The organism is Shouchella tritolerans, assembly GCF_025770735.1.
Taxonomy (GTDB): Bacteria; Bacillota; Bacilli; order Bacillales; family Bacillaceae_D; genus Shouchella; species Shouchella tritolerans.
This window is the reverse complement of record NZ_JAODPB010000003.1, coordinates 254,479-279,193: the sequence shown is the minus strand read 5'-3', so window position 1 is coordinate 279,193 and position 24,715 is coordinate 254,479. Positions and strand designations below refer to the sequence as shown.

The window sequence follows — 24,715 nt, the reverse complement described above, 5'->3', positions numbered from 1 at the left end:
ATTTTATCACCATAAATAAGTTATAAATATTGCGTATTATGCTCAATATATACCTTTTATTGATATAGTATAGAAAGATTAAGATTTTTAGTTTTGAAAAGAGGTGTTGTGATTGGAACCTGTCCGCAAAACGTTTGATTCAGAGAATGATTTCCCCTTTTTCCTTGCTTATAAGGATACAAAAACGCCTAATCGGGAGCTTCCTGAACATCTCCACGACTGGTATGAAATTGTCTATGTCTATCAAGGGAAAGGAACCTTTTTTATCGATCAGAATTTGTTTCAAGCTGAACAGGGAGATATTATCACGATTCCTGGGAATACGATCCACCGCGTCATCCCAACAGCGGAGAATTTGATTACCTCAACAGCTATTTTTTTTAGCCCCGTTTTATTGCAGCGCTCTGTATTCTGGGACTCGCAATCATATCTAAGGCTGTTTGAGGAAGGCAGAGGACGTAAACATTACAGGCACCGGCTAGAGCAAAAAAACCGTGCTCAGCTCGAAATGTATATCGATCAGCTCTGGGAGGAGGAAAAAGAAAAGCGCATTGACCAGAGGCAGATGTTAGCCCTTTTGTTGCAGCAGATTCTTTTGTTTCTAAACCGAAACTGCCTCAAGAGCGAGCGTGTCGGGCCTCATAATGCTGGGCCAGTGTGGATCAATCAGGTTCTTGACTACATCGAGCTCAATTTAGAAAATGAGCTCGAACTGAACAACCTCGCTAAAATAGCAGCCGTGTCGCCAGCGCACTTTAGCAGGGTATTTAAAAAACTTATCGGCATGAATGTAACAGAATACATCACAACGAAGCGCATCATTATGGCCAAAAATTTACTACAGAAACAAAAAGAGAACATTGCCCTTATTGCGGAACAATGTGGTTTTAACAGTATGCCACACTTCTATCGGACATTTAAAAGGCTTACGTCCGTAACGCCAGCGGCGTATCGAAGTAGCTTTGCCAAATAGATTTTTAGAAAACATGCTTTGTCCTCCAGCCGATTGATTCCTCTTTTATAAAGGGACAAGGTACCAATGTTAGAAACACCACTTCGCTCATGGTAACCTCCGTGTGAAAGTTGTGTAGCAACTTCGCTTCACACGAAGGATCATGGGCTTTTTATGTTTTTAAAGGGGCAAATAACAATTTATCTAAAACCATTGACTAGGGAGCAAGCAATCCTATATAATAACAATAAAAATTTTACAAATAATAAACCTCTTTTTCATAATCTCTTTATTCTTACATGGGACAATCATATTATCGCTATCATTGCCATAACTTAATAGACGCAGCCTGATGAATACAACCCTGATTAAACGACAAGGAATCGATTGATTCCTGTGATGAGGGTTTTTTTGCATGCTTTCAAAGGAAAGGTCTGTGTATAGCTTGCTCTTCCAATTTGATAAGGAGGTGACTTATGGAACGATTGTAATGCTCCTTTATGGGGGAACCAAGATAACAAGACCATACACTGGTACCGGCGCGCTGTTCCCATTGGCATAGTTGCATCAAAATGAAAAGGGGGGTTTTGCAATGAGACAGAAAGTCGCGAAGCTTGTTTGTTTTTCGATGATGTCATTGTTTGTTCTCAGTGCTTGTGGCAATTCAAATGAAGACACAGGAACTGAAAGCGAGGGGGAAAACCATCAAGGAGACATTGTATTAGAGCTTTGGCAAAATGACGCGAGCGAAAAAGAAAAAGTATATCAAGATGCAATTGCTCGTTTTGAGGATAAGAACCCAGGTGTGACTGTGAACATGCAGTATATTCCAAATGATGATTATAAACAGCGGATGGTTGTTGCCATGTCAGGAGGAGACCCTCCAGATGTCTTTTTTTCCTGGGGTGGCAGCTGGCTAAAAGAGTTTGCTGATGCCGGGCAAGTTGTGTCACTAAATGACTACGATATCGACTTTGATAAATTTCTTGATGTTGCGCTAACCAATACAACATTTGAAGATGAAGTTTACGGGCTTCCGTTAGGGCTTACTCAAACACTGTTCTTTTATAACAAAGACATTTTTAATGATTACGGATTAGAGGAGCCGCAAACATATGACGAGTTTCTTGAAATTGTTGACACGTTAAAAGAGAACGATATTATCCCCATTACATTGACCAACCAAACAAAATGGCCGGGCACATATTATTTGATGTATTTTGCAGACCGCCTTGGCGGCGAAGACCTTTTTCAAGGGGCTTTTAATCGTGACGGTACAGGATTTGATGACGAGTCGTACGTGAAAGCAGGCGAATACATCCAAGACCTTGTTGATAGAGGCGCTTTTAATCCAGGGTTTAACGGCGTTCCTTACGATGCAGGGCAAGGCCGGCAACTGCTTTATTCAGGCCAGTCTGCAATGATGCTAATGACGAATACATTTATCTCTAGTGTGCGTACTGAAGCGCCTGAATTCGAAGAGAAACTAGGGATGTTCGAGTTTCCTGAAATTGCTGAAGGAAAAGGCGATCCTTCCAATGTAGGTGGCGCAACAAGCCCCGTTTGGTCCGTTTCTTCAGCCACAGAACATCCTGACCTTGCAGTTGAGCTGATTAATGAACTTACAAGCATTGAAACAGCCGAAGATTATGTAAACCGAACGGGCAGCATTGCCGCTATTAAAGACATTGAAACAGATGACCCATTTATTAAGCGAATTGATGAAATCGCCGCCAATGCCAATGATATTCACATGCCTTATGACCAAACATTGCCCCCTGCTCTTGCCGAACTGCATTTAGATACAACACAGCAACTATTCGGTAAAACGCTTACACCTGAAGAAGCGGCTAGCCAGATGGAAGAGAAAGCAAAAGAATTGTTAGATTAACAGAGAGAAGAGAGCGCACTTTTTCATCACAGTGCCTCTCTTTATCTTTATAAAAGGAGGGCTACATATGAAAACCGCAGTTCAACCAGAAACGTCTCCCCCGCTTACACAAAGAAAGGCAAAGAATGGTCGCACGATTTTCTTCTTTGTATTGCCAGCGCTTCTTGTTTATAGCGTATTTATTTTATATCCGATTTTTTCAACATTCTATTACAGCCTTCATGAGTGGAATGGTGTACAACCTCAACGCACCTTTATTGGACTGGATAACTATGTGACTCTCCTTAAAGACGCCACTTTTTGGCAAGCGCTGCAAAACAATAGTTTGCTTGTCCTTGTTTCTGTTTTTGTACAAATTCCGCTAGGGCTTATCATGGCACTTGTTCTCTTCAGCCCTGTCATCGGGAAAAGATTGTTAAATGTTATCTACTTTCTTCCCTATTTAATGTCTACGGTGGCGATAGGGCTTCTCTGGATTTTTATGTATGACCCGATAAACGGTCCGATTAACCAATTGTTGCAAGTATTTGGTTTTGATGCGATCCCCTGGTTGGCGGACGCCAATGTGGCGATGATTGCCATTTTAATTGTCGTTATTTGGCAATTCTCTCCTTTTTATATGATTTTATTTAAAGCAGCAATGGTAGGGATTCCAAATGAATTGTATGAAGCGGCTAGCATTGATGGCGCAAATGGAAGGCAACAGTTTTTTTACATCACGTTGCCAGCCCTCGTTCCTACTATTGTCAGTTCTTCCGTTCTCGCCGTTGTTGGTTCACTAAAAGCATTTGACATTTTTTACATTATGACTGGCGGCGGCCCTGGAGGGGCAACAGAAATATTAGGAACCTATATGTACAAGCAAGGCTTTATCCAGTTTAGCATGGGCTATGCGAGCACAGTCGCGGCTGCCATGTTTATTATTGCCTTTATTTGTGTAGCCATCATCCAATTTGTTGAATACCAGCGAAAGAAACGGGGGATCCTCTCGTGAATCCACTGCAACTCGTAAAACGCATCATGCTGTATGTGTTGGCTGTTTCCTTGTTGTTGTTTACGTTTTATCCGTTTATGTACATGGTCGGTACATCGCTTAAAAGCATGGACGAATTTTTCAACAACCCTTACGCGATTGTGCCCGACACCTTTACGTTTGAACATTACTTTGCCGTAGTCGATATGGGGCTGGCTGGCTACTTTTTAAATAGCTTAATCATTACTGTAAGCGCCGTCTCCTTGACAGTCGTCATTGCTTCATTAGCCAGTTATCCATTAAGTCGGCTGTCATTCCGCTTTAACCGCCCTCTGTTTTTGCTCTTCGTTGCAGGAATGATGCTCCCCATTCATGCAACCTTAATACCGATTTTTGTTTTAACACAAGAGATGGGCATTTATGATACATTGTTGGCTTTACTAGGCCCATATGTTGCTTTTAGCTTGCCAATCTCCATTTTCATCTTGACGCAGTTTATGCAGGAAATTCCTAAAGAGCTTGAAGAAGCAGCGCAAATCGACGGCGCGAATCACTGGACCATTTTTCGCAAAGTGATTTTCCCTAATGTAACCCCAGCCTTGTCTACAATTGTTATTTACAATTTCGTCTTCTTGTGGACAGAGTTTATCTTTGCACTCATCTTGCTAACGACAAGAAGTAAGATGACTTTGCCTCTTGGACTGCAAAATTTTTACGGCGAGTTGATGATCAACGTCCCTGGTCTAATGGCTGCTATTACGCTCGCTAGCTTGCCGATTTTGTTATTATTTATTATCGCCCAAGAACGTGTTGTCAAAGGTCTGACAGGCGGCGCTTTAAAAGGATAAATGCGGTTGTTTCACTTGTTGTGCTTGTCTCTGTAGCCCCGAAGGCAAGCAGCTAGAAGAGGTCAACCAAAATCTTTCCATGTAAAATCAATGCTTAACGTACCGACAACCTCTTCATTTGGGTGATACGTTTTAGCTAAAGCAGCTTCTGGTTTGCGAAAACAAACGAGATTTTGGTGATGCCCAAATGCGCGGCAAATCGATGGACGAACGGAATGGATGCCACAGCAATCATTGGCTTCGTCAAAAAAGATGCACGTCCCTAAAAAACGCTGTTGGTTTTTTAGGGAGTGGCACCTTTTCGCAGGCATTTTCTTGATATGTTTTTTTATATGTCGCAGCTCTTTTTCCGAAATAGGCACGGGCCCACAGCACAACCCATTGCATCCTTTGCATGGCAAATCTCCCATTTTCATCTCTCCTCTAATTCCTTTACAAACAACGGCAAAAAGCCTTTAAGCACACTTGAAAAGACACTTTCAAGTCGCTTAAAGGCAACGTTTGTTGGTTTTGTTACAGAAAATAGCCAGTTTATATGATCATTATACCATATTTATGCTTTAAGCGGCCAGATCCATCGTGTAAAAATCTCAACTCGCCTTTTTGGAAAGAGAAATATTTATTTTTTTCAGTTATTCTGTTATATTAATTCCTACGTATGAACTATTTAGACAAGTGTTTGTGCACGATTCCAAGTAAAAGATTCAAAATATACAAAACAAAAAGGTGGGGAAAGACGAATGACAGAAAAACAATCTCTTGGTTTTGAAACAATTGCTCTACATGGCGGACAAACGCCTGACTCTGCAACAAACGCGAGAGCGGTTCCCATTTACCAGACAAGCTCTTACGTATTTAATGATACTGATCACGCTGCAAATTTGTTTTCTTTACAAGAGCCAGGCAACATTTATTCGCGCATTATGAACCCGACACACGATGTGTTTGAACAGCGAATGGCTGAATTGGAAGGTGGCGTAGGCGCATTAGCAACTTCTTCTGGGCAGGCTGCCATTACGTATGCGATTTTAAATATCGCGGAAGCAGGAGACGACATTATTGCTTCCAGCAGCTTGTATGGCGGCACTTACGCCCTGTTTGCGCACACGTTGCCTAAACTAGGTGTGACATGCCATTTTGTCGATGTTGATGAACCATCCCAATTTCAAGAAAAGATCACAGACAAGACAAAAGCGATTTTTATCGAAACGATTGGAAATCCGCAAATCAACATAGCGGACATTGAAGCGATTGCGGACATTGCCCATGCAAATGGGATTCCCCTTATTGTCGACAATACATTCGCTACCCCGTATTTGTGCAGACCGATTGAACATGGTGCAGACATTGTTGTCCATTCCGCTACTAAGTTTATCGGCGGCCACGGGACATCGATCGGGGGCGTCATTGTCGACTCTGGACGATTTGATTTTGCCAATGGCAAGTTTCCTGGTTTATCAGAGCCAGACGCTAGTTACCATGGACTTGTGTATACAGAGGCACTTGGCCCCCTCGCCTACATTACAAAAGCGCGAGTCACGTTGCTAAGAGATATAGGCGCCTCTGCTTCTCCATTTAATACGTTTCTATTTATTCAAGGGTTAGAAACATTGCCGTTACGAATGGAGCGCCATGTAGAAAATGCGAAGCGCACTGCTGAATTCTTACAGCAGCATCCGAATGTTTCTTGGGTCCATTACCCAGGCCTAGAGTCGAGCCGTTACTATGATCTGGCCCAGAAGTACATGCCAAAAGGGGCAGGGTCGATTTTTACATTTGGCATTAAAGGTGGCGTGGAAGAAGGCAAACGGTTTATTAACAGCTTGAGGCTATTCAGCCACTTAGCTAATGTTGGTGACGCTAAATCATTGGTGATCCATCCAGCAAGCACGACACATCAGCAACTAGACGAAGAAAGCCAAGCAAAAGCAGGCGTCACACCAGACATGGTTCGCCTATCTGTTGGCATCGAGACCATAGACGATATTCTGAGTGATTTAGACCAAGCGCTTCAAAAGAGCCAACAGTAGACAATAGTCCTCTCCATTCTCCAAGCAATAGTCGATTTCCTAAAGGTACATGTTAATATCACTCTCAGACGATTAGGCCAGTTGAAACTCCAACTGGCCTATTAAAAGGTGTTTTCTTTTGCCAAGTATCTTCGGCAAAAGGACAACGCTGTTCTTTTATCTGAATGTTATTTAGCTATTCCCCATGGTGAAAACAACAAATACGTTCCTAAAACCGTTAAAATAATGAAGGCACTTACCCAATGGCGGTGTTTCCAAGGTGTCAAATCAACTTTGTTTGTTGCTTCTGTCAAATCAAACGGAACCTGCAATGGCTTAAGACGGCTTAACGCCCATAAAAGAAACAAATCAATGAAAAACATCGCGCTAAATACATAAAGATAATGGATATCTAAGAACACCTGGCTTACTGTATAAGCAACAACATGGAAGGCAAACGTCACTTTCGCAGCAAAGGCAGTCGCGTATTTGGAATAGAAGCCAAGAATAATGATCGCCAGCAAAGGCATGCTATACAACCCATTAAACTGTTGGACGACATGGAATAACCCTGCCGGAGCAAAAGAAATCAATGGCGCAATAACAATTGATAATCCTCCCACAATGACCGTAACGATTTTGCCAAATCGAGCAACTTTTTTGTCTGTCACGTTTTTCTTGGCCAGCGGCTTATAGAAGTCAAGCGCTAGCAAAGTAGCTGTTGCATTTAAAGCTCCTACAAATGAGCTTAAAATCGCGCCAAAGATAATCGCTGCAAAAATGCCGAATGCTATATCCGGTAAAACGGCAACCACTAACATTGGATAGGCGTTATCGGCAGGCTCGATGCCTTCGCCAAACATGTTGAATGCAATGATGCCAGGGAATACTAAGAACAAAGCGCCGAAAATTTTGAAAAAACCGACATAAAGCGCTCCCTTCTGCCCTTCTTTCAAGTCTCTTCCTGCCAGTACTTTCTGAACAATTAACTGGTTTGTACACCAATAAAATAAATTGTTAAAAAACATGCCTAAAAAAAGCGTTGGCCACGGCACCATTTCAGAGTCAATCGCGCCAATCGAATTTAATTTTTCAGGCGTATTTTGGCGAATCGTTTCAAATCCTGCAAGTAGATGCCCATCCCCTAATACAATCAACCCTAGAACTAGAATAGAAAGGCCACCAACAAGCAAACCAATGCCATAAATCGTATCGCTAAATGCACTAAGGCGCAGGCCGCCGATAAGCAAATAAAGCAGACCAACCATTCCAATCATGCCCGAAATGAGCGAAACCGCCACAAGAGGATGGACATTTAACAGTTCATCTACTGAAAAAATTTGATTAAATACTAATGAACCAGAATATAAGACAACAGGAAGAAACGAAACCACATAGGTAAATATAAATAAAAACGAAGCAATTCTTTTCGTCGTTGCATCATAGCGCCGTTCAATAAAATCGGTCACCGTGTCAACACCATATTTTAAGTATTTTGGCAAAAACACTAATGCAAGTGTGACGATCGCAATCGCAGCTGTTACCTCCCAAGCCATGACTTCCATGCCGGCCACATAGCTTTGTCCGTTTTGACCAACAATTTGCTCTGTAGATAAATTGGTCATAATCACTGAACCGGCAATCGTCAAACCGGTCAAACTCCGCCCGCCTAAAAAGTACCCTTCTGAGCTCGAAAGGTCGACACTGCGGCTTCGTTTGTAAGCGAATAGCCAAATTGATCCGACGATCATTATAAATGAGATAATGGAAAATACGCCCAATTTGTCTCTCCCCTTTATCACCGCTTCTATCCTTAAATCCACCCATAGGCAACAGCACTGCAAGCTTACATCATTGGTTAATAGACTTCTTTTTCTATTTATACAAGCCAGATCTAAGGCACATACAACTTGGCATTTGTCCCTTTGCTACAGGGAGGCCTGCGGCTGCAACACCACTTTCTTGCCGTTTTTCATTGATTCGGTTGCAGCTAGCGCTACTTTTAAGTTGGTTGTGGCATCTTCAGCCGTTACAATTGGCGTGTTCCTTGAGTGGACACAGTCAATAAAATGTTGCAGTTCTAAGCAGTACGCGTCATGAAAGCGAGTCTGGAAATCAGGAATGATTTCGTAACTTGACCCAGTGGCGTTCAGTATCGTCAATGATTTGTTCCGCAGTTCGCCAATAAACAGACTACCTTCTGAACCAATAATTTCAGCGCGGATGTCATAGCCATAGGGCGAATTACGGCTAGCTTCGGCATCTCCTGCTGCCCCATTGTCAAACTCAAAATAGGAAAGGGCTTGGTCAACATCGTCATACGCTTCCATAAACGGGTACTTCAGCACCCGACCGTGGCCAGAAATAGCTGTGATTTCCGCCCCAATCAAATAGCGGGCAATGTCATAATCATGAATGGAACAATCGACAAACAACCCGCCGCTATCTTTTATAAATTCAGGCGGCGGCGCGCCTGCATCGCGGGTAAAGCCTTTATAATAGAGAGGTTTGCCGATCTCTCCAGCAGCAATTCGCCGCTTGGCATCTGCGTAAGCCGGGTCAAACCGTCGCATAAACCCCACTTGACAAATAATACCTGCCTCCTGAACCGCTTTCACTACTTCTATCGATTCTTCTAATTGCAAAGTCAGCGGCTTTTCAACAAAGACATCTTTCCCATAGCTAGCTGCTAATTTGATCATCTCAGCGTGCGTCCGCGTCGGCGTGACGATAACAACGGCATCGACTGCAGGATTTGTAAATGCATCGAGCACATCGTCCGAGTAACCAGGCACCCCAAATGCCTGGGCGACATCCTTGGCCCGGCCAGGAAGGGGGTCTATGACTTGGACAATTGCCGCCCCACTCACTTCCGTAAGCAAATTTTTCGCATGGTAAAAGCCAAGGCGCCCAAGGCCAAGAACGGCGCATTGGATGGATGGTGCTGTCATAGGTTTCATCTCCTTTGTAGCCTTACAGAACCGGTTGCTTTATTAGCTGCTCCAAATTGCTTGATTTTCTTTTCAACCGTAGCCTGGACCATCGCTAGGCCCTCTTGTAAGAGCAGTCGCGGCTCAAACGCCGTTTCTTGCTCGGCAAATGTTGTCCGGCAAGCATCAGACCATGCGATCATGCATTCTGTGTTTATATTGACTTTAGCGTGGCCAAGCTTTATGGCCCGTTGTAGTTGTTCATCAGGTATGCCCGAGGCACCGTGAAGGACGAGCGGCACATCCGTGCGGGCGGAAATGGCGGCCATTTCGTTAAATCCAAGCTTTGGCTCGCCCTTGTATTTGCCATGGACGGAGCCGAGCGCGGCGGCGAGAGCATCGACATTGGTTTCACGGACAAACCGCTGGCATTCTTCCACATCGGCATATTTGATTTCAGCAATTAGCCCGTCTTCCATACCACCAACTGTGCCGACCTCTCCCTCTACCGACACATGGCGGGCGTGGGCGTAGGCCACTACCTCTTTCATCATGTCAATATTCTCGTTAATTGGATAATGAGAGCCATCAAACATGACAGAACTGAAGCCAGCGTCAACTGCTTTCTTGCAACGCTCGATACTTAAACCGTGGTCAAGATGCAGCACAACAGGCACTGTTATACCAAGTTCATCGGTCAATGCCCCCATCATGGCCACAACCGTCTGAAAGCCTCCTAAGTAGTCAATCAAACGATCAGAAGCAGCTGCAATTACTGGCGATTGTTGCGATTCGGCGCCTGCTAAAATCGCTTTCGCCCATTGCAGCCCGTTTATATTAAATTGGCCAATTGCGTAACCGCCTTTCTTCGCGTCGGCCAACAATGGAGCCATCGGCACAAACCCCATGCCTTCCCTCCTTTCAAGAATGACTTAAGGTACTTTTTAGGACTCGGAGTGTCGTTTCTCTTGCTTTTCGAATCGTTTCTTCAGCAGGTAGCTGGTAATATTCAGGCCTGAACAACTCTACTGACACAGGGCCGGAAAAACCGATCGCTGTTAATGCGGTAAACTGACCAGCGAGGTCAATGGCTCCCTCGCCTGGCCAGACACGGTGTTCATCCCGAAGTGCGCCAACGGGAAAATCATCTGTGTCGTCAATATGGACAATAAAGATTTTTTCGCCATCGGCCTGTTGTAAATCTTCAAGGTTCGAACCCATTGCATGAAAATGGAAACAATCAAACACAAGTCCGACATTTTCCCGATTAACATCTTCAATGATGCGGCAAGCGTCGGCAAACGTATTGACAGTGCAATCAGGATGGCCAACAAACTCAAGGGCAATCTTCACTTTCGACTGCTGCGCCTCCTCAGCCAAAGTAGACAATGTCTCGACACAGCTTTTACGGATTTCCTCTCTTAAAAGCGGCTGCTTTGTTATAAGTGGAACCGCTACGATATAAGGGATGTTGAGCTGCTCGGCGACATGGAGCATTTCTTGAAACTGCTTCATCATTTCCTTATAGGCTGCTTCGCCTAAATTGTTAAAAAAGACAAGGGCATTAAGCGCCAGTGGTTTAAGACGGCTCTCCGTAAAAAATTGGTTTAAATCAGCTAATGTATGGCTTTTCAAATATTCAGGCAGCTTATCTTCTGTACGAATTTCAATAAAATCATAGCCATGCTTTTCGCAGTAAGCCAGGTCTTCCTTTAATGTAGCGTTGTCGCGGGTTGTCGCCCCGTTAAAACAAAGTTTCATTGGGGTTTCCTCCTATACTTGCTCGGGCGTGGCTGCTGAGTACTGATAAAACGCAGGTTTCTCAGGAAGCTCAATCGATTCTTCCTGCCCCGACTCTTGTGCTTTTACACAGGCATCCGCAGTTACCGCAGCCACATATCCGTCCCAAGCGCTCGGCCCTGAAGCTGGTTCGTCATTTAAGCCATTGTCAATAAAGGCTTGCAGTTCGACGTCATAAGCAGCTTCAAACCGTTTTTTCCAATCTTGCAGCACTTCCGTTCCTTTGCGGCCGTTGCTGCATAAATGGACTGCTGGGACATCAGGCAGGCTGATGACGCCCTCTACTCCAGCGATTTCGCACTGGATGTCGTAGCCATATTGACAGTTAACAAAAATCTCCGCTTGAATGATGACGCCTTTTTTTGTTTCAAGCAACACGAGTTGCGGGTCTTGCAAATGGGAGAGCGCATGCTTTGTTTTTTTCGGATAAAGGACACGTACATGTTGATACTCATCATTAAGGAGCCAGTGAAGTACGTCGATTTCATGAATTAATGTGTCCGTAATCGCCATGTCGGTTGTATAGCTTTCTGCGGTCTCGGCATTGCGGTGGACGCAACGGACCATCAATGGTTCTCCGATCAATTCCTGCTCAAGCGCTTGCTTTAATTGAAGATAGCCGCTGTCAAAACGGCGCATGAATCCGACTTGGACAATCCGCTTGCCATGTGCCATTTCCGCTTCGACAATGCGCATGCAACCGTCCGCCGTGGTCGCAAGGGGCTTTTCGCAAAAAACACGCTTGCCTGCATCAAGCGCTGCCAGTACACTCGCTTCGTGTGCTGGACCCCAGCTGGCTATTAAGACGGCATCAACATCGTGGGAGGCAATCAATTCTCTGTCACTGGCATAGACAGTCGCCTGTTTGGCGTATGTGTTGGCCACTTTCCTGGCAAGTTCTTGGTTGACGTCTGTAACTGCTGTCACTTTTGCTCCTGAAAGTTTGCATTCTAATCGCCTAATATGGTCCTGGCCAATCGCACCCGTACCAATTACGCCAATTCGAAGTGTCATTTCCCTTCCTCCTTCATCTTGTTTAAATACTCGCCTGCTCCTGGCTGTCGGCCAGCAAGTAGGAATCAATATAGCGCCTTGCTTTTAACGCGTACTCCAATGGGTGGGCAATGCTTGGATCTTGCTCCGCCTCTACGACAATCCAGCCATCGTAGCCACCCTGAATAAGACGGCTGTATACTTTTGTGAAGTCAATGCAGCCATCGCCTGGAACAGTGAACATCCCTTTTAGAAACGCTTTTTGGAACGAAAGCCCGTCACGCCTGCAAGCTTCCGTCACCTCACTCCGCACATCTTTAAAATGGACGTGCTTAATCCGATCCATATAATCATCGAGGAGTGGCAAAAATGCTCGATCTGACACGTAGGCGTGCCCTGTATCATACAGAAGGCTCACTAAGCTCGGATCCGTATGGGCCATCAGTTGATCGACTTCTGCTTTTGTTTGCACGCCTGTGCCGAGATGGGGGTGGAACACAAGCGTAAGGCCATATGAATGAGCAATTGCCCCAAGCGCCTCAAGCCCTTCATATAAACACTTCCATTCTTCTTTCGAAAAAGAAGGCTTGTCACGAAAAATATTTGCTTCAAGCCCTTGGACGCTATACGTTTGTTCCGAAACGATCGCCATCTCTGCGCCGATAGCTTGCAAAAGTTGGCAATGGGTATGGAATGCTTGTGCCGCTGATGCGATGCCATCTCGAATGATATAGCTGGAAAACCACTTGCCAGCAACTTTTAAATTCCTTAGCTGAAGCTCTTTGTTTAAAATTTGCGGCTCAGGAAAAAAGCCGCCTGCTTCCGTCCCTTCAAATCGAGCAACGACAATATCGCCAAGCAAATGGGAAAGTGTGTTTTCTGCACCTATTTCAGGAATGTCATCATTGCGCCAGCCAATTGGGGCAATGCCCCAGCGGATCTTGTGATTTGCCATTGGATCCACTCCTCTAATAATGTTTTGCTATCTTGAGCTTTGCTTCTCTTGCTTGATAAGCATCTTGAACAGATGGGGAAACAGCTACTTCGGCGACGCCGACATTCCACCAGCTCTCATAGCCGTCTGTCATCGTTTTTGGCAACACTTTCATTTCAATCAATGTGGAAGTCTCTTGCTTTTTGGCATCTTCAAGCGCTGCCTTTAATTGTTCAACTGTGTTAGCCCGGTATGTTTTTGCGCCATATCCTTCAGCGACTTTCGCGTAATCGATGTTCATCACCTGATTGTCTGCCGTAAGAAATTCGCAATAATAACTGCCGCCGCCATGGTCCATTTGCAAGTTGTTGATACAGCCAAAGCCAGCATTGTCAAACAGCAATATATTGATTTTCTTGTTATATTGAATAGCGGTAATCAATTCGGAATGGAGCATAAGAAAGCTGCCATCGCCGACAATCGAGTAGACTTCCCGCTCAGGCTCGGCTAACTTGATGCCAAGGGAACCAGAAATTTCATACCCCATGCAGGAATACCCGTATTCAAGATGGTACGTATTTGGCTCGTTTGCGTGCCAAAGCCGCTGCAAATCTCCTGGCAGGGAGCCAGCTGAACAGATGATAATGCTGTCTTCATCAATTATTTCATTAATAGCTAGCAAGGCAGTCGTTTGCGGCAGTTCTGTACCAAGAGCATCGGCATATTCATTTAACCTCTCTTGGGTAAAGTGGTCTTTGACTTCAGGCACAAATGTTTCTCTATTAAAGACGACTGATTTTAGGCGATTCCGTTCAGCGAGCCAATCTGCTTTCAACGCAGCAATTCGCTCACTAAACGCGGACCGGTACGTTTTCAACCTAGAAACGAGAAGCCTAAGCGTTTCTTTCGCATCTGCAACAACTTGGTAAGCATCGAGCTTATATGTTTGCATGCGGCTGACATTGATATTTAAAAACGTAGTGTGCTCAAAATCAAACGCCGTTTTTGACGAAGTGGCAAAGTCGGTGTAACGAGTGCCTACGCCAATCACCAAATCAGCCTCACGCGCCGCCTTATTCGCTGCAAGCGTGCCGGTAATACCTAGACCACCTAGGTTGTTAGCAAAGTCAGCAGCGACAGTTGCTTTTCCTGCTTGTGTTTCGACGAGAGGAATGCCACACTGTTCAGACAGCGCTACTAGTTCTTCCTTTGCTTCTGAATATTTGGCGCCTCCACCAACAACGAGAAGCGGCCGCTTGCTCCTACGAATCCGTTCAAGAGCCCCTTCGATTTCCCGTTCCGTTGGCTTTCTACGCTCTAAGTAATGAATGCGCTTTCGAAAAAACTCCTCTGGATACTCATATGCTTCTCCTTCGACATCTTGGGCGATGCAAATCGTTGCGGGCCCCGCTTTTCCTGGGTCGGTCATGACTTCAAAGGCGCGAATAAGGCTCGACATTAACTGCTCTGGGCGAGTGATCCGGTCCCAGTATCTTGACACCGGCTTTAATGCGTCATTAGTCGTCACTGCTTGGCTGTATTCTTGTTCAAATTGCTGCAAAACTGGGTCAGGCTGGCGAGTCGCGAATGTATCGGCAGGAAGAAGCAAAACAGGTATATTGTTAGCTAGCGCTGTGCCAGCAGCTGCAACAAGGTTCGCTGCCCCTGGGCCCACAGAAGTCGTCACTGCATATATTTTTTTACGGAGCATCTGCTTGCTAAACGCCATCGCCGCATGGGCCATCCCTTGTTCATTTTTGCCTTGCCATACTTTTAATTGCCCGGCATCTTGCTCTAGCGCTTGGCCAATCCCTAACACATTTCCATGCCCAAAGATTGTAAAAATCCCTTCAACGAAAGGCTCTTCTGTGCCGTCCGCATGCAAATATTGGGCATTTAAAAACTTTACTAGCGCTTGCGCAGTCGTCAATCGTATTGTTTTCGCCATTGTTTACACCTCCATCGCTTTATTTAAAGAAAATCCGCCATTCAAACATGCTGTTCTTCGACAAGCGCCTTGATTTCAGATAAAGTTGGCATTGCTTCCGATGAACTGTGCTTACTGACAACAATGGATGCAGAAGCGCTCCCAAAACGCAATGCTTGGTCCATGTCATAACCACGCAAAAGTCCATATAGAAACGCAGATGCATACGAATCCCCAGCACCAAACGTTTTTAATACGTTTGTTTTGTACACGCCTGCTTGAAAGGTTTCTCCTGAGGGCAAATAGGCGTAAGACCCATCAACACCATGTTTAATAACAACCAATTCCGGCTCCTTGGCAAATAGCGTTTTGACTGTTTGCTCATTGCCGCTGGCGCTTGCCCCTTCCATAATGTCATACTCTTCCCGCGTGCCGATCACGATATTAGCCATGCCTGCCAGAAGTGTGTAGTAGACGGACGTTTCTTCCATCGATGACCACGTGTACGGACGATAATCAAGTTCAAACGCTACTTTTGTGCCTGCCGCTTTTGCAAGTGACACTGCTTTTAAAGCTGCCTCCCGCGAAGGCGATTGAGCCAAAGCCGTTCCAGAAATGAGCAGTACTTTTGCAGATTTCACATAATCAGCGTCCATTTCATCAGGGCCTAAGTATAGATCGGCTGCTTTTTCGCGGTACATCAAAATGCTGCATTCTTCAGGGCTCAAGATTTCCGTAAACGTCAAACCTGCTTTATGCCCGTCTCGATCAATCACGAGATGGCTTGTATCCACACCTGCCTCTTTCATATAAGAAGAAATAAATCGGCCATGCTGGTCATCAGGAATTTTACCGATAAACCCGACTTTCAAGCCAAGCTTCGCGCTGCCAATGGCAATATTGGCCGGCGAACCACCGACATATTTTGTGAATGATCGCGTTTCTTCCATCGGCCGGTTGTATTCTGCCGCATTTAAATCAATGCAGGCCCTGCCAAGCGCAATCACATCAAATTGCTTTCCTTCTTTAAATTGAATGCCCATAGGCTACCGCTCCTTTTATCGTGATAAAATCCACTCATGGTCTTTTTCATTATGGAATTTCCAAATACGTACAGGGCCTGCCATCACGTTTAAATAATAGGACGCATAGCCGTCAGGAACGCCAACTGGATGGTAGCCAGCAGGTACAATGACGACATCGCCGTTTTCAACAGCCATTGTTTCGTCTATATCACGTGACTCTGTATACACACGCTGGAACACAAACCCTTGCGGTGGGTCGATTTCATGGTAATACGTTTCCTCTAGAAAAGACTCATGGGGCAGATTATCCTCATCATGCTTGTGGGGCGGATAACTGGACCAATTGCCGCTTTCTGTAAACACTTCGACGACTAACAAACTGTTTGCTGTCTTGTCTGAATCAGGCAATATATTATGGACTAAGCGCTTGTTGTGTAATTGGCCCCTGTTTTCAATGCCGACGTCACGCGCTTTAATAAGTTTTGTCGGCAATTGTTTGTTTGAAGGCGCATAGCAAAGGGCAATGCGCGCCTCACTTGTTCCAGTCACCGCAAATGAACGGCCATTGGAGACATAGACACTGTCTGTCGGTTTCCGTTCAAACACGCTGCTCCGTGTGCCAATATTAGAAAACACATGCTCTCCTTCCGTTACCGTGACTGTTCCCCTTACAACGACGATACAACATTCATAGGAACCGAGCGCTTCTTCGTATATAGCGTTGGCCTGTAAATCGACAAGCTTAAACGACACATACTTAAGGGGCGCCTTCTCTGCCTTCGTGTCATGAACAAGTGTAACCCCTTGTTTGAGCGCCTTTGTTTTCGGTTTTTTTAGTAACTGGCCCACCGGTATGCCTCCCCCTTACAAATTAGTCAAATGACGGCTTCGGATAACGGGCGGTCACGACTTTTTTGCGTGTATAAAAGTCTACGCTATCTTTTCCGTTTGCATGAAGCGTCCCATAAAACGATGATTTCCATCCTGAAAAAGGAAAAAATGCCATAGGCGCAGGAACGCCAAGGTTAATGCCAAGCATTCCAGCATCAATGTTTTCACGAAAATAGCGGACGGCTGCCGCATTCGTTGTAAATAGGCAAGCTCCGTTTGCAAATTCAGAGCGATTGGCTATTTGAATCCCCTCATCTAAATTTTTCACACGGATAATCGAAAGCACAGGGGCGAAGATTTCATCTTTCCAAATCGTCATATCCGTTGTCACATTTTCAAAAATCGTCGGCCCAATAAAATAACCATCGTCAGATACCCGGCTACGGCCGTCGCACACAAGGGTCGCCCCTTCCTCCACTCCTTTTTCAATATAAGCAATGGTTCGTTTTTTGTTTTCTTCACGTATGACAGGGCCTAAAAACACACCGTCGTCTAAGCCATTGCCAATCACGAGCGATTCAGCCTTCGCCTTTAATTTGGCTACAAACGCATCGGCAATCCCTTCCTCCACTGTTACAACAGCACAGGCCATGCACCGCTCCCCAGCAGAACCAAAAGCAGCTCCAGCAATATTAGTGACGGCGTCGTCCAAATCGGCATCACTTAATACGATTGTATGGTTTTTCGCCCCTGTCAGCGCCTGAACGCGTTTTAAGTTTTCGCTTGCTTTTTTATAGACATACTCGCCAACAGGCTTGGAGCCAACAAACGAAATCGCTTTCATATCAGGGTGCTCTAACATGCCATTGACAACATCATGGGCGCCATAGACAACATTGAACACGCCATCTGGCACTCCAGCTTCAGTAAGTAAGTCGGCAAGCTTTTCAGTCAATAATGGCGTCCGCTCTGATGGTTTTAACAGAAATGCATTTCCGAGTGCGATCGCCACCGGGAACATCCAACAAGGTACCATCATTGGAAAATTGAATGGCGCAATCCCGCCGACGACGCCAATCGGGTAACGATAATTGCTTGCTTCTACGTCTGTAGCAATGGTCGGTAATGAATCGCCCATCATTAAGCTCGGGGCACCTGCGGCAAATTCAACATTTTCAATGCCACGCTGCACTTCCCCCCGCGCCTCCGTTAAGTTTTTGCCGTTTTCAATTGTAATCAATCGCGCCAATTCTTCCTTATCACGCTGCAACAGTTGTTGATAATTGAATAAAATTCGCGCTCGACGAGGCACAGCGACTTTCGACCATTTAGCAAAAGCGGTCTTTGCGACTTCAACTGCGTGCTCTACATCCACCTTTGTCGAAAGGGGCACTTGGCAAATGACCTCTTTGGTCGCCGGATTAACTACATTTTCATAAAGGCTTGTGTTGCTTTCAATCCATTTTCCATTAATATAATTTTTGACTTTACGGACCTCTACTGCTGTTTCGCCCATGTGCTAGCCTCCTAAAGTGGGTAAACCGCTTTCAATATCGGTTACTTTTTGATCATTTGTTGGTTATATATTAAAACTATATGCCATAAAAGGTCAACATATTTCCATCATTTTTTGAATAATAATGATTAAATTATGGTTATTTGTTGAATAACTTTGAAGACTATGCTATTGTCTAGGTAGATAAAAAAAGGGGTTTTCACAATGAAGCTATTACGTATACAAGAAATGGAAGCATACATTCTTAAAAATGGCTCGGCCTCCCTTGATGAGCTGTGCGAGGAATTTAATGTATCAAAAAACACGATCCGGAGAGACATTAACAAACTAGTCGAAAACGGCGTGATCCGCAAAGTTTATGGTGGCGTCACCGCAGTAGAAAAAAGTTTAGTCTCGTTTGAGAACCGAAAAGTACGAAATCAAGCAGAAAAAACGAGAATTGCTCGTGAGGCAGCCAACTTCATCAAAAACGATGACTTAATATTTATAGACTCGGGCACGACAACAAAATCGATTTTGGCGGCATTGGATCCGAATATCTCGATTACTGTGCTAACAAACAGCTTGGATGTTATTAATGCGGCTACAGGTTTTGAGCAAATCCATTTAATTGTGATCGGCAATTCTTACAAACACAAAACGCGCTCATTTGTCGGCATCGATGAAGCTGCGATATTGCAAAAATACAACATCCACAAGGCGTTTATGTCGGCTACTGGTGTCAGCATTGCCCATGGCCTTACCAATGCCGACCAACTCGAGTACGAAATCAAAAAAATTGCAGCCGAAAAAGCACGTGAGGTATTTTTGCTTGCCGACCAATCAAAATTTGGGAAATCCACGCTATTGACTTATGCACCCTTCAATCGAGTCGACTACTTAATTACATCGGCTCCACTCGATGAAGAGTACGCAGCCTATTGCCAAGACCACCATATCGATGTCGTAGTCGCTGCTGAACACCATGTGGCGAATTGACTAGAGACAAGTTTCATAAAACAAAAAACCACTCTACAAGCATCAACGCGCACCTCTGATTTCATTCTTGCCTAACAATCTAGAAGCCGTTTAAGTAGAGTGGTTTTTTCATTTGTTTCATGCTGTACTATTGCTGTTCCCCTGATTCCTCCTGTTGCCCAGCGTTCTTTTCTTTTGCCATATACACCAATACCCATGCTACCAGTGCCAAAATGGCCATTACGCCAAAGGCAAGTTTTAGCCCTACTAACGTTCCTTCTACGTAGTCGATGTCACTTCGGTTTGCGTTAAGACTGACAAGTGTCGTCAACACCGTTAATCCTAATGCTGCGCCAAATTGCCTGATCGTATTGGCAATCGCCGTTCCGTGGGCAAGTTCTGCTTGCTTCAGAGCGTTCATCGCTATTGCTGTCGCAGGCGTCATCGTGAAACCTATTCCGATCATAAACGCGCAAAAACAGACAACTAGCAGAGGAATGCCTGTCTGATCTCCCATAAACATATAGGCAGCAAATACCAACACTAGAATCCCATAACCACTTAAGCCAAGAGCTCTCCCGCCGAATGAGTCAAACAGCTTTCCTGAGACAAATGAAGTCAACGCCAGCAAGATCGTTCCCGGCAAGAGAATCATCCCCGATGAGAAAGCCGACCGCCCTTGGACATCTTGAATAAATAACGGCAACAACGTTTCCGTTGAAAGCAGCAAAATCGAGATCACAAAAGACAGGATCACACCGTGTACAAACCACGGATGTTTAAATAAACGAAGTTCGAGCATCGGCGAGTCTAAACAAAGCTGCCGCCATATAAACATTGCTATTGCAAAGAAACCAGCGCTAAGAGGCACGAGTACAATAGCAGAGGAAAACCCAGTGATGCTAATATTGCTTAAACCGAAAATGACGCCTGAGAAGCCAACGACGGTAAGGAACAGTGACAACAAATCAAATTTGACGCTTTTTTGTTCTGTTACGTTTTGCATGAAGACTGCAGCAAGAACGAAAATCGCGAGGGCAAGGGGCAAAACAAGCCAAAACAAAGAGCGCCACCCTAACCAATCAACGATGTAACCAGAAATCGGCGGACCGATAGCCGGCGCCACATTAATGACAAGTGCCATAAGCCCCATGGCATAGCCTCTTTTTTCAGCCGGGTAAACGTGCAAAAGAATCGTTTGCACAAGCGGTAGCATCATGCCAGCTCCAATCGCTTGAACGACCCGTGCACTTACGAGTAGAACAAATGATGGCGCTATCGCTGATAATGCCGTGCCGACGACAAAGCATGCTAAAGCAGTCATTGTCAATGCTCGTGCACTGAAACGGCTCATTAAATAGCCCATTGTCGGGATGAGCATTGTCGCCATCAGCAGGAAGGACGTAGTCAACCATTGCACTTGCGTCGCATTTATGGAAAACTCATCCATAATCGTTGGAAAGGCCGTAATTAATAAAAATTGATTAAATAAAAATAAGAACGAAGCAGCCAGAACGGTGATGACCATCATGTTCTTGCGCCAATGGGAATTTGTCGTTTCATTCATTTTTTGCCAAACCTCCTACCTGAAGTGGTTTAACATCTATTCACTCTACGGTGTTTTTGTTGAAAATGCAACAAAAATAAACGAAAGGAATAAACGTATGCAGAGCACCTAAGAAAAAATCCTATGATGGACGAGTATGTGAAATCAAGTTAAAAAGACAGCTCGACAGCCTTAACTCGTATGCTGATAAGGGCCATTGACAAATGCCGTTTCACTTGCTATCATCAATACTGAATGACATTCAGTCATTAAAGGATGTGTACAGGTGGATAAAAAAGAACGCATTATTGAAGCAGCGATTGTTGCCTTTAAAGAAAAAGGCGTCGAAAAAACGACGATCACTGACATTGTGAAACGGGCTGGGATTGCCCAAGGGACTTACTATTTGTACTTTCCTTCTAAACTGGCGGTTATGCCTAGCATTGCCGAAGTGTTCGTCAATAAGCTAATTGATCGGCTTCATAAGTCCGTCCGAAGCGACTCGATCGAAAGGCAAATTGAAGAAGTGGTCGAGGCCATTTTCTCGATTACGGAAGAGCATAATGATTTGGCCATTTTAATTTATTCCGGCTTGACTCAAACGGAGTATGTCAAGGAGTGGGAAATGATTTATGCACCTTTGTACGACTGGTTTGACGGCATGCTAGCCCGCGCCCTTGACAGGAAAGCCATTCGCGAGACGATCAATACTGCCTATACCGCCAAAATTATGGTCGGTGCGATTGAATCAACAGCAGAACAGCTTTATTTGTACGACCAACATGATCAAGCGAGTGCACAAGCACATAAAAATGAGCTCATTTCATTTATTAGCCATGCACTAGGAGCAAGCGGTCTGCACTAAGGCGCTTGCCTTTCTTAGGCGGCAAAAATGAATGAATGTCATTCACTAATTCAAAAGGAGTTTGTTCACAATGAAAAACGGTTGGTTCTATGTCGGCTTAACTTGCCTATTTGAACTTTTTTGGGTATTTGGCTTTAATGTTGCGACTGTTTGGTGGCATTGGGCAATCATTGTCGCCATTATTCTTATCGATTTCCATTTTCTTTCTAAAGCATGTGAAACGCTCCCGACTGGAACAGTCTATGCTGTATTTGCTGCCATCGGCACAGTCGGGACTGCCCTAATGGACATCTTTATATTTGGAGGCGCCTTTAGTATCGCCAAAGGGTTGTTTATGGCGCTTCTTGTTAGCGGCGTGGTTTTATTAAAATTGGCCGACAACCATACAGACGAACCGAAATCCAACCAGAAAGGAGCGGCTTGACGATGGGATGGTTCTTTGTTGTATTGGCAGCACTGTTTGAAGTCGTCGGCGTGATCGGTTTAAAAAAATACAGCCAACAGAAAACAGTGCTCCATACGATCTTGTTTCTCGGCGGCTTCGGTGCGTCGTTTCTGTTTTTGTACACTTCGTTTAATTATTTGCAGCTAAGCATTGCTTACTCCGTGTGGATTGGACTTGGGACGGTTGCTGCTGTTTTGGTAAACATGATTTTCTTTGGCGAATCAAGGAATTGGCTGCGCTTGTTTAGCTTAGCCATCATCGTCATAGGTGTTACTGGCTTAAAAGCAATTTCCTAATCTTATTTAAACGTTTGATTAATAAAATCAAATCAATCAAAATGGGAGAAAATCCTTGTTATCCGAACCATGCTTGACAAGCGAAGATGCCCCTTTATGAACACATGCCCGACATAAACGACACAGGGTTGTTTGCCTACAACCTAAGACGGCTTGCCTAGCAATGCCGTCTTTTTTTGCTGTTCGATATTTACTTCGTGAAAAAATCTGTATACGCTATAAAGACGAAGCCCGTTTTCAAGGAGAAACCAACCATGTTTGAAATAAATCTTCCACCAAAAATTGAGGGAAATCGCCTGCTCCTTCCTGAAATCAATGTAGCATTCCAACCTGGGCAACCTGTTGCGATTCAAGGAGAAGCTGAGTTTTTGCAAACGTTCTTGTCCCAGTTTATGAACCCCTTTTCTGGCTCAACCAACCAGTTTAAATTAGAAGGCAAACCTTTTGATCCCCATTCTAACGCCTTTATGTTCCATCAATCCGATGGCTTGTATAAGCGCTTAACGCCACGGGAAGTGATCCGCTTTTGGCTGAAGCTCTACAAAAGCGAAGAAAATGAGAAACGTCTTTTGGCAGTATGCGAATTGAGTGAGGTAGCCGACAAACGGGTCCGCTCGCTCCCTTTGTCTGAAAGGAGGCGTTTGCATTTTTGCCGCTGCCTGATCATGCCAAGCCAAGTATGCGTATTCGACCAGCCAACTTTGCACGTGGATCGCCAAACCAAGCATGTATTTCATACGATTTTAGAAATGCTATCCGACAAATCCATTGTCATCACCACTACATCTCTGGAAGAAGCAATCCAGCTAGGGACTGCGTTTCGCATTACTGAGTACAGCTTCTATGAAGTCGAACAGACAAGCCATGAACAGAATATCAGCGAAGCGCCTAAAGGCGATACCCCGCTGAAACTAGCAAAAATTTCAGCTAAAATGGACGATAAAATCATTCTTTTCGACCCATTGGAGATCGATTATATGGAAAGCCAAGATGGGCAAACGATCTTACATGTAAATAGTGAAGTCTTTTTTACTTCTATCTCCTTAAAAGACTTGGAACAGCGTTTAGCTCCTTTTGGCTTTTTCCGCTGTCACCGATCTTATTTAGTGAATTTACAGCGTGTACGCGAAATCATTGTCTGGAGCAAAAACAGCTACAGCCTCAGTCTGAATGATCAAACAAAAAACACGATTCCACTGTCAAAGGGCAATTATGCCGCATTAAAAGAACTACTGCAAATGTAGGGAGGACAAAATGAACGTTGATTTGCTTAAAGCGTTGCTTTACAAAGATATAAAGGATTTGCGTTATAATGGCCAGCTGCTTGTACTTATCTTTTTTCCATTGCTGTTTGTCATTGCTTTTTTTCTATTTCAAAATAACTTGCCGCTAAATATCTTGCTCATGATTACGTTGTTGCTACTTCCTATCCATATACAAGGCAATTTACTTGCTGAAGAGAAAGAACAACGTACTTGGCGTGTATTAAAACAAATGGGAATTCATTTTTACCACTTAACGATTGCGAAAGCGGTCATCACCATATCCGTCACATCGCTAACAGTCGTGGTCATTACTTTGTTTCAAGGGCAAAACGCTTTCTATACAGCAATGGCGAGCCTTTTTACAGTTCCCTGTATCGTCATTATGATTTGTGCTGGGACATTGCTTGGTACTTATGCGAACAACACCGTTGAAGTCAATTTATTTGGGACACCAATCGTCATCTTTTTTATTGCCCTGGAAATAATCACCCGTTTCCTGTCGAACATAGGGCTACATTTCCTTGCCAATTCGATACCAAATATCCTTTTCATTAATGGCATTGATTTGATTGAATCTGGCCAAATCGGCGCAGCGTTTACTTCTTACTTCTTGTTATTAGTGATATGGGCAGTGGTTGCCGTGATCACGACCCGTTTACTCATAAAGCGAAAGGCCTTTACAGTGTGAACCTTTCCGCAAATCGGTAAGGCA

The 24,715-nt window shown here is 44.5% G+C and carries 23 protein-coding genes; 11 read left to right on the top strand and 12 right to left on the bottom strand.

What is annotated here, in order from left to right:
• Positions 1–112 precede the first annotated feature (112 nt).
• The 4 genes from N6H06_RS11755 to N6H06_RS11740 all read left to right on the top strand — a co-directional run bounded on the left by N6H06_RS11755 (position 113) and on the right by N6H06_RS11740 (position 4,664).
• Positions 113–973: a helix-turn-helix domain-containing protein gene (locus N6H06_RS11755; RefSeq protein ID WP_263706723.1), complete on the top strand. Its 861-nt coding sequence runs from the start codon at positions 113–115 to the stop codon at positions 971–973.
• Positions 974–1,544: 571 nt separating this feature from the next.
• The gene (locus N6H06_RS11750) at positions 1,545–2,843 is read left to right on the top strand and encodes an extracellular solute-binding protein (RefSeq protein ID WP_062748657.1); all 1,299 of its coding nucleotides are present in this window, start codon (positions 1,545–1,547) and stop codon (positions 2,841–2,843) included.
• Positions 2,844–2,910: 67 nt separating this feature from the next.
• Positions 2,911–3,837 (top strand): carbohydrate ABC transporter permease, encoded by a 927-nt coding sequence (locus N6H06_RS11745; protein WP_062748658.1) that lies wholly within the window; start codon positions 2,911–2,913, stop codon positions 3,835–3,837.
• Positions 3,834–4,664 (top strand): carbohydrate ABC transporter permease, encoded by an 831-nt coding sequence (locus N6H06_RS11740; protein ID WP_082808344.1) that lies wholly within the window; start codon positions 3,834–3,836, stop codon positions 4,662–4,664. Before N6H06_RS11745 ends, N6H06_RS11740 begins: the two co-directional genes overlap by 4 nt.
• A gap of 62 nt (positions 4,665–4,726) precedes the next feature.
• Here N6H06_RS11740 and N6H06_RS11735 read toward each other — a convergent pair whose 3' ends face one another.
• The gene (locus tag N6H06_RS11735; protein ID WP_062748660.1) at positions 4,727–5,074 is read right to left on the bottom strand and encodes a YkgJ family cysteine cluster protein; all 348 of its coding nucleotides are present in this window, start codon (positions 5,072–5,074) and stop codon (positions 4,727–4,729) included.
• Between the two features lie 330 nt (positions 5,075–5,404).
• Here N6H06_RS11735 and N6H06_RS11730 point away from each other — a divergent pair, with 330 nt between their 5' ends.
• A complete protein-coding gene (locus N6H06_RS11730) occupies positions 5,405–6,694 on the top strand; it encodes a homocysteine synthase (protein WP_062748662.1) in 1,290 nt (429 codons plus the stop codon).
• Positions 6,695–6,861: 167 nt separating this feature from the next.
• On the opposite strand, the gene N6H06_RS11725 is transcribed toward N6H06_RS11730, so the two are convergent.
• From N6H06_RS11725 to iolA, 10 genes are all read right to left on the bottom strand, one after another.
• On the bottom strand, positions 6,862–8,454 hold the full coding sequence (locus tag N6H06_RS11725) for a solute:sodium symporter family transporter (RefSeq protein WP_263706717.1): 1,593 nt from the start codon (positions 8,452–8,454) through the stop codon (positions 6,862–6,864).
• Positions 8,455–8,601: 147 nt separating this feature from the next.
• On the bottom strand, positions 8,602–9,624 hold the full coding sequence (locus N6H06_RS11720; RefSeq protein WP_062748664.1) for a Gfo/Idh/MocA family oxidoreductase: 1,023 nt from the start codon (positions 9,622–9,624) through the stop codon (positions 8,602–8,604).
• A 5-nt stretch (positions 9,625–9,629) separates the two neighbouring features.
• On the bottom strand, positions 9,630–10,511 hold the full coding sequence (gene fba / locus N6H06_RS11715; protein ID WP_263706715.1) for a class II fructose-1,6-bisphosphate aldolase: 882 nt from the start codon (positions 10,509–10,511) through the stop codon (positions 9,630–9,632).
• A 13-nt stretch (positions 10,512–10,524) separates the two neighbouring features.
• Entirely contained in the window at positions 10,525–11,364 is an 840-nt protein-coding gene (locus N6H06_RS11710; protein ID WP_263706713.1) for a sugar phosphate isomerase/epimerase family protein, read from the bottom strand.
• A gap of 12 nt (positions 11,365–11,376) precedes the next feature.
• Positions 11,377–12,417, bottom strand: coding sequence for a Gfo/Idh/MocA family protein (locus tag N6H06_RS11705; protein WP_263706711.1), 1,041 nt, complete (start codon positions 12,415–12,417; stop codon positions 11,377–11,379).
• Positions 12,418–12,439: 22 nt separating this feature from the next.
• Positions 12,440–13,351, bottom strand: a complete 912-nt coding sequence (iolE, locus tag N6H06_RS11700) for a myo-inosose-2 dehydratase (RefSeq protein ID WP_062748670.1) — start codon at positions 13,349–13,351, stop codon at positions 12,440–12,442.
• 13 nt (positions 13,352–13,364) lie between these two features.
• Complete coding sequence (gene iolD, locus N6H06_RS11695; RefSeq protein ID WP_263706708.1) at positions 13,365–15,278, bottom strand: 3D-(3,5/4)-trihydroxycyclohexane-1,2-dione acylhydrolase (decyclizing); 1,914 nt, start codon at positions 15,276–15,278, stop codon at positions 13,365–13,367.
• A 41-nt stretch (positions 15,279–15,319) separates the two neighbouring features.
• Positions 15,320–16,300, bottom strand: coding sequence for a 5-dehydro-2-deoxygluconokinase (gene iolC / locus N6H06_RS11690; RefSeq protein WP_062748674.1), 981 nt, complete (start codon positions 16,298–16,300; stop codon positions 15,320–15,322).
• Positions 16,301–16,315: 15 nt separating this feature from the next.
• On the bottom strand, positions 16,316–17,131 hold the full coding sequence (iolB, locus tag N6H06_RS11685; RefSeq protein ID WP_213029114.1) for a 5-deoxy-glucuronate isomerase: 816 nt from the start codon (positions 17,129–17,131) through the stop codon (positions 16,316–16,318).
• 22 nt (positions 17,132–17,153) lie between these two features.
• The gene (gene iolA / locus N6H06_RS11680; RefSeq protein ID WP_263706703.1) at positions 17,154–18,629 is read right to left on the bottom strand and encodes a methylmalonate-semialdehyde dehydrogenase; all 1,476 of its coding nucleotides are present in this window, start codon (positions 18,627–18,629) and stop codon (positions 17,154–17,156) included.
• Between the two features lie 204 nt (positions 18,630–18,833).
• On the opposite strand from iolA, the gene N6H06_RS11675 reads away from it, so the two are divergent.
• Entirely contained in the window at positions 18,834–19,607 is a 774-nt protein-coding gene (locus N6H06_RS11675) for a DeoR/GlpR family DNA-binding transcription regulator (protein ID WP_263706701.1), read from the top strand.
• A 127-nt stretch (positions 19,608–19,734) separates the two neighbouring features.
• Here N6H06_RS11675 and N6H06_RS11670 read toward each other — a convergent pair whose 3' ends face one another.
• Positions 19,735–21,153, bottom strand: a complete 1,419-nt coding sequence (locus N6H06_RS11670; protein ID WP_062748682.1) for a DHA2 family efflux MFS transporter permease subunit — start codon at positions 21,151–21,153, stop codon at positions 19,735–19,737.
• A 265-nt stretch (positions 21,154–21,418) separates the two neighbouring features.
• Here N6H06_RS11670 and N6H06_RS11665 point away from each other — a divergent pair, with 265 nt between their 5' ends.
• The 5 genes from N6H06_RS11665 to N6H06_RS11645 all read left to right on the top strand — a co-directional run bounded on the left by N6H06_RS11665 (position 21,419) and on the right by N6H06_RS11645 (position 24,691).
• Entirely contained in the window at positions 21,419–21,997 is a 579-nt protein-coding gene (locus N6H06_RS11665) for a TetR family transcriptional regulator (protein ID WP_062748684.1), read from the top strand.
• Between the two features lie 70 nt (positions 21,998–22,067).
• Entirely contained in the window at positions 22,068–22,421 is a 354-nt protein-coding gene (locus N6H06_RS11660; RefSeq protein ID WP_062748686.1) for a DMT family transporter, read from the top strand.
• 2 nt (positions 22,422–22,423) lie between these two features.
• Positions 22,424–22,738, top strand: a complete 315-nt coding sequence (locus N6H06_RS11655) for a DMT family transporter (protein ID WP_062748688.1) — start codon at positions 22,424–22,426, stop codon at positions 22,736–22,738.
• A gap of 254 nt (positions 22,739–22,992) precedes the next feature.
• A complete protein-coding gene (locus N6H06_RS11650) occupies positions 22,993–23,982 on the top strand; it encodes a LytTR family transcriptional regulator DNA-binding domain-containing protein (RefSeq protein ID WP_062748690.1) in 990 nt (329 codons plus the stop codon).
• Positions 23,983–23,992: 10 nt separating this feature from the next.
• Complete coding sequence (locus N6H06_RS11645) at positions 23,993–24,691, top strand: hypothetical protein (protein WP_263706695.1); 699 nt, start codon at positions 23,993–23,995, stop codon at positions 24,689–24,691.
• Positions 24,692–24,715 lie beyond the last annotated feature (24 nt).

Coding starts and splice junctions, on each gene's coding strand:
- iolE (WP_062748670.1), bottom strand. CDS start 13,351: ATGGCAAATCACAAGATCCGCTGGGGCATTGCCCCAATTGGCTGGCGC.
- N6H06_RS11730 (WP_062748662.1), top strand. CDS start 5,405: ATGACAGAAAAACAATCTCTTGGTTTTGAAACAATTGCTCTACATGGC.
- N6H06_RS11645 (WP_263706695.1), top strand. CDS start 23,993: ATGAACGTTGATTTGCTTAAAGCGTTGCTTTACAAAGATATAAAGGAT.
- N6H06_RS11750 (WP_062748657.1), top strand. CDS start 1,545: ATGAGACAGAAAGTCGCGAAGCTTGTTTGTTTTTCGATGATGTCATTG.
- N6H06_RS11670 (WP_062748682.1), bottom strand. CDS start 21,153: ATGAATGAAACGACAAATTCCCATTGGCGCAAGAACATGATGGTCATC.
- N6H06_RS11720 (WP_062748664.1), bottom strand. CDS start 9,624: ATGACAGCACCATCCATCCAATGCGCCGTTCTTGGCCTTGGGCGCCTT.
- N6H06_RS11660 (WP_062748686.1), top strand. CDS start 22,068: ATGAAAAACGGTTGGTTCTATGTCGGCTTAACTTGCCTATTTGAACTT.
- iolD (WP_263706708.1), bottom strand. CDS start 15,278: ATGGCGAAAACAATACGATTGACGACTGCGCAAGCGCTAGTAAAGTTT.
- N6H06_RS11710 (WP_263706713.1), bottom strand. CDS start 11,364: ATGAAACTTTGTTTTAACGGGGCGACAACCCGCGACAACGCTACATTA.
- N6H06_RS11705 (WP_263706711.1), bottom strand. CDS start 12,417: ATGACACTTCGAATTGGCGTAATTGGTACGGGTGCGATTGGCCAGGAC.
- N6H06_RS11745 (WP_062748658.1), top strand. CDS start 2,911: ATGAAAACCGCAGTTCAACCAGAAACGTCTCCCCCGCTTACACAAAGA.
- N6H06_RS11675 (WP_263706701.1), top strand. CDS start 18,834: ATGAAGCTATTACGTATACAAGAAATGGAAGCATACATTCTTAAAAAT.
- N6H06_RS11735 (WP_062748660.1), bottom strand. CDS start 5,074: ATGGGAGATTTGCCATGCAAAGGATGCAATGGGTTGTGCTGTGGGCCC.
- iolC (WP_062748674.1), bottom strand. CDS start 16,300: ATGGGCATTCAATTTAAAGAAGGAAAGCAATTTGATGTGATTGCGCTT.
- N6H06_RS11650 (WP_062748690.1), top strand. CDS start 22,993: ATGTTTGAAATAAATCTTCCACCAAAAATTGAGGGAAATCGCCTGCTC.
- N6H06_RS11655 (WP_062748688.1), top strand. CDS start 22,424: ATGGGATGGTTCTTTGTTGTATTGGCAGCACTGTTTGAAGTCGTCGGC.
- fba (WP_263706715.1), bottom strand. CDS start 10,511: ATGGGGTTTGTGCCGATGGCTCCATTGTTGGCCGACGCGAAGAAAGGC.
- iolA (WP_263706703.1), bottom strand. CDS start 18,629: ATGGGCGAAACAGCAGTAGAGGTCCGTAAAGTCAAAAATTATATTAAT.